Genomic DNA, 6,190 nt, shown 5'->3' with positions numbered 1-6,190 from the left:
GGTCTCGTTGTCATTGACCCGGACAACAATGCGCGACGCATCCGCGTAGTCAACCTTGCCGCCACGCAGAGCCTGAACCGCAGTACCTGAGTCGACAGCAACCGTGCGCTCGATTCCCGTACCGACGACCGGCTTCTCAGGACGCAGACAAGGAACCGCCTGACGCTGCATGTTGGCACCCATCAGCGCTCGATTGGCGTCGTCGTGCTCAAGGAAAGGAATCAAGGACGCGGCGACCGAGACGATCTGCCCCGGCGCCACGTCCATATACTGGACGCGCGAGGGCTCGGCAAGGATCGTTTCGCCTTTCTCACGGCAGGTCACCAGGCTGTCGGTTAGCGTACCGACGCCATCCAGCGCCGCATTGGCCTGAGCGACGATGTAACTGCCTTCCTCAATCGCCGACAAGTATTCGATCTGGTAGGTAACCTTGCTGTCGACCACCTTGCGATACGGCGTTTCAAGAAAGCCGTATTCGTTGGTCCGTGCGTACAGCGCCAACGAGTTGATCAGACCGATGTTTGGTCCCTCCGGTGTCTCGATCGGACAGACGCGGCCATAATGCGTCGGATGCACGTCGCGCACTTCAAAACCAGCGCGTTCGCGTGTCAAGCCACCTGGGCCGAGAGCCGAGACGCGTCGTTTGTGGGTAATTTCGGATAGTGGGTTGGTCTGATCCATGAACTGCGAGAGTTGACTCGAACCAAAAAACTCCCTGACCGCCGCACTGATCGGCTTGGCGTTGATCAGGTCGTGCGGCATCAAATTGTCCGACTCGGCTTGCGAGAGACGTTCCTTGACGGCGCGCTCGACGCGAACAAGACCGGCACGGAACTGATTCTCGGCCAGTTCGCCAACGGAACGCACACGGCGGTTGCCAAGGTGATCGATATCGTCGATCTCCCCACGACCATTGCGCAGTTCAACGAGAATCTTGATGACTTCTACAATGTCACGGGGCGACAAGGTCAGCTGGTCACGAATTTCGCTATTTACGCCAAGACCTTTCAGCAGATCACCCAGTGCATTTGCATCTTCCTCGGTGAGATTCTCGGCAACCGCACGCATGCCGAAGGACAGCTCGGACAGCAGCAGTTCAACCGCCTCAGGAGAACCTCCTGCGACTTCAATGATGGCATTGACGACGGCTTCTCGTTTGGCAGCCGGAGCATGCTTGACCATTACCTTGAATTCAGTGACATCCTTGCGAACAAGCCGTCGGTTGAATTTCATCCGGCCGACGGCCGAGAGATCGTAACGGTCGTCGGAATAAAACAGACCATTGAACAGGATTTCGACGGCCTCTTCGGTTGGCGGCTCTCCCGGACGCATCATGCGGTAGATGGCGACACGCGCAGCCTGCTTTGACACCGTATCGTCGGCTCGAAGCGTCTGCGAGATGAAGCCCCCACGATCCAGATCGTTAATGTACAGGGTCTGCAGCGAGTCAACACCTGCCTCGATCAGCTTGGCCAGTAACACTTCACTGATTTCATCGTTGGCGTTGGCGAGAATTTCACCCGTCTCTCTATCGATAATGTTTTGGGCGATCACACGACTGAGGAGAAAATCATCCGGCACGATTATCTGTTTGATTCCGGCCGCATCGAGCTCGCGAATGTGCTTGCTGGTAATCCGTTTATCCTTGGCAACGAGAACCTTGCCCGATTTGTCACAGAAATCGAAACGCGCAACCTCGCCGCGCAGACGCTCGGGCACAAGATGGAACTCGATACCTTTTTTACCGAGCTGGAAGGTATCGAAATCGAAGAACTCCCGCAGGATCTGCTCGGACGTCAGGCCAATGGCTTTGAGCAGCGTGGTGACTGGCATCTTGCGGCGACGGTCGACGCGGAAAAACAGAGTGTCCTTTGGGTCAAACTCGAAGTCCAGCCACGAGCCGCGATACGGAATCACCCGTGCCGAAAAAAGAAGCTTGCCCGAGCTGTGCGTCTTGCCACGATCATGTTCAAAGAACACGCCAGGAGACCGGTGCAACTGCGAAACAATCACCCGCTCCGTGCCATTGATAACGAAAGAACCCGTTGTTGTCATCAAGGGAATTTCGCCCATGTAGACTTCCTGCTCCTTGATTTCCTTGATGGTGTCAGGCGCTTCCCGATCAAGAATGATCAAGCGGACTTTTGATCGCAGTGCCGACGCGAAGGTCAAGCCGCGCTGTTGGCATTCCTTCACATCAAAGGCTGGTTCAGCCAGTGCAAAGCTGACAAATTCCAGCCTGGCGTTCCCGCTATGACTGACGATCGGAAAGATCGAAGTAAACGCGGCTTGCAGCCCTTGATTCTTGCGCTGGGCAGGCGGTACGGAAGCCTGCAGGAAAGCGGTAAATGAATCCAGCTGCGTCGCCAGCAGGAATGGGACGTCAAGCACATTAACGCGCTTGGCGAAACTCTTGCGGATACGTTTTTTCTCGGTGTAGGAGTAGGTCATGATCGCTCCGAGCTCAGAAAGAAAAATCTCTAGCGCATCCCGTCAAGAGTCGGGGGACTCGAGTCGGTCCGCAACGGACAAACGCAAATAACAATTGGTCAGATGAAGTGGAGACATCCGTTTCTCCAATCACCACCATTCGTGCTTGCGTTTTCCCGCTACAAAACTGCACGTCAAATCGGCAGAAACGATACGTTACAAAATCGTTTCCAGAAAAGCACAAAAGGGCTGACCGCTAAAAGCGGCCAGCCCAACTTTCAAGGTCGAGACTATTTGATCTCGGCCTTGGCACCCGCATCCTCAAGCAACTTCTTGAGAGCTTCAGCATCAGCCTTGGAAACGGCTTCCTTGACGGCCTTGGGCGCACCGTCAACGAGATCCTTGGCTTCCTTGAGACCCAGGCCAGTGGCAGCGCGAACCACCTTGATCACTTCAACCTTCTTTTCGCCAAAACCAACGAGCATAACGGTGAATTCAGTCTGCTCTTCAACAACGGCAGCGGCGCCTGCAGCCGGGCCGGCAACAGCCATGGAGGCCGCCGAAACGCCAAACTTTACTTCGAACGCCTTGACCAGGTCGTTCAGATCCATAACGGTCATCGAGCCAACGGCTTCGAGGATGTCTTCTTTGGTGATTGCCATAATTAATAAACTCCTAAATCTGGATACTTGTAAAAGCTGTCAGTAGGCCTGCCAATTGCTAACCAGCCCAATACCGATCAAGCGGTCGCTTCTTCACGTTGCTTGGCCAGCGAAGCCAGCGCACAGGCAAAACCCGTTACCGGCGCCTGCATCATGCCGAGCAGCTTGCCGAGCAGTTCCTCACGGCTCGGAATGGAGGCCAGCGCTTGCACACCGGCTTTGTCGAGCACCTTGCCGGCGAGGCTGCCAGCCTTGAGAACCAGCTTCTCGTTGGTTTTCGCAAAGTCGTTCAACACTCTCGCTGCCGAAACCGGGTCTTTGGAAATTCCATAAATCAACGGACCCGTCATCTGTCCGGTGAGATCAGCCACCTCCAGACCGCTGTACTCCGCTACGACAATGACCTCGGCTGTAGCAACCTGGGCCAGCACTTCAGCCACAACGGCTTTCTTTTCATCAAGATTAAGACCCATGGGCCTTTCCTCCTATCAAGTCAACACACGACGCGCCCGGTCGGGCACATCGCACCTACGGCGACCTGAACAAAAAACACCAGCAGCTCTACACAAGCAACCGCAAAGAAATCCTGTTCGGGGCACACCGCCTACGCAGGCCGCTTCTAGCGCACTTAAACCTTCAGACATTGTCTGCCCTCCAGCACCTGCGGTCTTTGACGATCTGCCGGCAATGGAAAATCTGCCAGCAGCCCAAAGTTCATATCAGGGTCGAACACCGACCCAACATCACGACCCTACAATGTGGTCGCATCCACCCTCACACCCGGACCCATCGTGCTGGATACGGCAATTTTCTTCAAATACTGCCCTTTCGAGCTGGCCGGTTTTGCCTTGGTCAACGCCTCGATCAACGCCTTGAGGTTTAGCTCAAGCTTCTCGGCATCGAAGGAAGCACGGCCAATCGTGCTATGCACGATGCCACCCTTGTCGGTGCGGTATTGAACCTGACCTGCCTTGGCGTTCTTGACACCGGTTGTCACGTCCATGGTCACGGTTCCGACCTTTGGATTCGGCATCAGGCCTCGCGGACCGAGAATCTGGCCGAGCTGACCCACAACGCGCATCGCATCGGGTGTGGCGATGACCACATCGAAGTTCATGTTACCCGCTTTGATATCCGCAGCGAGATCCTCGAAGCCAACGATATCGGCACCCGCGGCCTTGGCCGCCTCCGCCTTTTCGCCTTGGGCGAAAACGGCGACACGAACAGTCTTGCCCGTACCTGCCGGCAACACGACGGAGCCACGAACCAGTTGATCCGATTTGCGCGCATCAATACCGAGGCTGACGGCAACATCAATCGACTCATCAAACTTGGCAGTTGCAAATTCCTTGGCCAGTTTCAGCGCTTCGCCAACGGCATAGCTCTTGACGCGGTCAACCTTGCCCTGCGTGGCTTTTTGGCGCTTGCTCAGAGTTGCCATATCAGAGGCCCTCCACAGTAATGCCCATTGAGCGGGCACTGCCGGCAATCGTTCTGACTGCCGCATCCATGTCGGCTGCAGTCAAATCGGGCATCTTCTGCGTGGCAATCGCTTCGCACTGGGCACGGGTCAACTTGCCCACCTTGTCTGTATGGGGCTTCGGACTACCCTTCTGAACGCCAGAAGCCTTCTTGATCAGAATGGTCGCTGGCGGCGTCTTCATGATGAACGTGAAGCTCTTGTCCGCGAAGGCGGTAATCACCACCGGAATCGGCAAGCCTGGCTCCAGACTCTGGGTCTGAGCGTTGAACGCTTTACAGAACTCCATGATGTTCAAACCGCGCTGACCCAGCGCGGGACCGATCGGGGGCGAGGGGTTGGCCTTGCCCGCCGGCACTTGCAGCTTGATAAAGCCGACAATTTTCTTTGCCACGGCATAACTCCTTTAAACGGGTGCAAACGCGCTTTTCATGGCGCTCCCCGACGATAATCGCTGCCCTGAGGCAGCACTTCCAGCGACGCCCAGAATCAATCCAGGCGCCACGATCCAACCAGAATCAGGCCTTTTCGACCTGACCAAACTCCAACTCGACCGGCGTCGCACGACCAAAAATAGTCACTGACACACGGAGCCGGTTCTTTTCATAATTGACATTCTCGACCGAGCCATGGAAATCGGTGAAAGGGCCCTCCTTGACGCGAACAATTTCACCTGGCTCAAACAGCACCTTGGGCCGCGGTTTCTCGACGCCGTCCTGTATCTGCTGCATGATCTTTTCGACTTCCTTCTCGGAAATCGGAGTTGGCTTATTGGCTGAGCCGCCAACAAAACCGGTAACCTTCGGCGTGCTTTTGACGAGATGCCACGATTCGTCGTTCATCTCCATTTCCACCAGCACGTAACCTGGGAAAAATTTGCGTTCAGAGATGCTCTTCTGACCCAACTTCAATTCAACGACTTCCTCAACCGGCACCAGAATGCGTCCAAACACCTCCTGCATTCCCTGGCGGGCGATACGTTCCTCAAGAGCACGCTGAACACTCTTCTCGAAGCCCGAATAGGCATGAACAACATACCAGCGCTTGCTCATGATTTACTCCATCCGAGAATCAGGTCATACAGCACCCATTCGAGGCTCTTGTCAGTCAGCCAGAGAAAGACCGCCATCAGAACAACGAACGCAAACACCAAGCCCGTCGCTTGCAGGGTTTCCTTGCGAGTCGGCCAGACGACCTTCTTCGCCTCCACCGTCGCCTCTTTGGCAAAGCCAAAGAACTGTTGGCCCGGCGACGTCTGCCACGCCACGGCAGTGCAAAGACCGACACCTGCCAATACCGCCAGTACGCGCAGAATCATCGCTTGCTCAGCAAGCAGGTAAAAGCCAGCCACACCGGCAGCGAGCAGCAACAGCGCCAGCGCAAACTTGATTTTATCGGCCATTTCTTCAGCTTTACTTATAGTGATGGCAGGGGCAGAGGGAATCGAACCCCCAACCTTCGGTTTTGGAGACCGACGCTCTGCCAGTTGAGCTATGCCCCTGCTGCAAAGACACAGGGCAGTCCGACATCGAAAAGCCCTGACATCCTTATTCCTTTACTCGATAATTTTAGCGACGACGCCGGCGCCGACGGTACGACCGCCTTCACGGATGGCGAA

7 protein-coding genes and 1 tRNA gene are annotated in these 6,190 nt (G+C 55.6%); all 8 read right to left on the bottom strand.

The features are described 5' to 3' along the window. Positions 1 to 2,451, bottom strand: a 2,451-nt coding sequence (gene rpoB / locus PROAA_RS10165) for a DNA-directed RNA polymerase subunit beta (protein ID WP_186411231.1), incomplete at its 3' end; no start/stop codon positions are given. Positions 2,452 to 2,720: 269 nt separating this feature from the next. Continuing rightward, positions 2,721 to 3,092 carry a 50S ribosomal protein L7/L12 gene (rplL, locus tag PROAA_RS10160; RefSeq protein WP_186411230.1) on the bottom strand — a complete coding sequence of 124 codons (372 nt, stop codon included), beginning with the start codon at positions 3,090 to 3,092 and terminating at the stop codon, positions 2,721 to 2,723. 77 nt (positions 3,093 to 3,169) lie between these two features. After that, positions 3,170 to 3,565 carry a 50S ribosomal protein L10 gene (gene rplJ, locus PROAA_RS10155; RefSeq protein WP_186411229.1) on the bottom strand — a complete coding sequence of 132 codons (396 nt, stop codon included), beginning with the start codon at positions 3,563 to 3,565 and terminating at the stop codon, positions 3,170 to 3,172. 278 nt (positions 3,566 to 3,843) lie between these two features. Then, positions 3,844 to 4,533, bottom strand: a complete 690-nt coding sequence (rplA, locus tag PROAA_RS10150; protein WP_186411228.1) for a 50S ribosomal protein L1 — start codon at positions 4,531 to 4,533, stop codon at positions 3,844 to 3,846. Between the two features lies 1 nt (position 4,534). Then, positions 4,535 to 4,966, bottom strand: coding sequence for a 50S ribosomal protein L11 (gene rplK / locus PROAA_RS10145; protein WP_186411227.1), 432 nt, complete (start codon positions 4,964 to 4,966; stop codon positions 4,535 to 4,537). A 124-nt stretch (positions 4,967 to 5,090) separates the two neighbouring features. Beyond that, positions 5,091 to 5,624: a transcription termination/antitermination protein NusG gene (gene nusG, locus PROAA_RS10140; RefSeq protein ID WP_186411226.1), complete on the bottom strand. Its 534-nt coding sequence runs from the start codon at positions 5,622 to 5,624 to the stop codon at positions 5,091 to 5,093. Then, a complete protein-coding gene (gene secE / locus PROAA_RS10135; RefSeq protein ID WP_425394010.1) occupies positions 5,621 to 5,992 on the bottom strand; it encodes a preprotein translocase subunit SecE in 372 nt (123 codons plus the stop codon). Before secE ends, nusG begins: the two co-directional genes overlap by 4 nt. A 5-nt stretch (positions 5,993 to 5,997) precedes the next feature. Then, positions 5,998 to 6,073: transfer RNA gene (locus PROAA_RS10130), tRNA-Trp, on the bottom strand. Positions 6,074 to 6,190 lie beyond the last annotated feature (117 nt).

Source organism: Candidatus Propionivibrio aalborgensis (assembly GCF_900089945.1).
GTDB lineage: Bacteria > Pseudomonadota > Gammaproteobacteria > Burkholderiales > Rhodocyclaceae > Propionivibrio > Propionivibrio aalborgensis.
Note: the sequence above shows the minus strand (reverse complement) of the source record. Positions and strands in the feature narration are given on the sequence as shown.